Origin of the sequence: Streptomyces sp. NRRL S-87, assembly GCF_000719335.1 — a bacterium.
Classification (GTDB): domain Bacteria; phylum Actinomycetota; class Actinomycetes; order Streptomycetales; family Streptomycetaceae; genus Streptomyces.
This window is the reverse complement of sequence record NZ_JOGB01000205.1, coordinates 1-352: the sequence shown is the minus strand read 5'-3', so window position 1 is coordinate 352 and position 352 is coordinate 1. Positions and strand designations below refer to the sequence as shown.

Genomic DNA, 352 nt, shown 5'->3' with positions numbered 1-352 from the left:
ATCCGGTTCCGTCCGCCGTCGCATTCCAAGCATGCGGAGAAAGGCGGCGCCGCCGGACGGAACCGGATCGGCCTGCGGGCGAACCTCAGGCACATCGGCGCCTTCACCCGGCGCAACGTCATGCAGATCAAGCAGGACCCCGAGTCGATGCTCGACGTCGTGCTGATGCCGGTCGTCTTCACCCTCCTGTTCGTGTTCGTCTTCGGTGGCTCGGTCGGCCAGTCGCTGGGAGGCGACAGCGACTCGTACGTCAACTACGTGGTGCCCGGCCTCATGGCGATGCTGGGCATGAACGTGGCGATGGCGGTCGGCAGCGGCGTCAACGACGACTTCCGCACGGGCAGCATGGACC

The 352-nt window shown here is 66.5% G+C and carries 1 protein-coding gene; it reads left to right on the top strand.

Features of this window, described 5'->3' with window-relative positions:
• Nucleotides 1-66: 66 nt before the first annotated feature.
• Nucleotides 67-352, top strand: a 286-nt coding sequence (locus IF43_RS0135765; protein ID WP_234332658.1) for an ABC transporter permease, incomplete at its 3' end; no start/stop codon positions are given.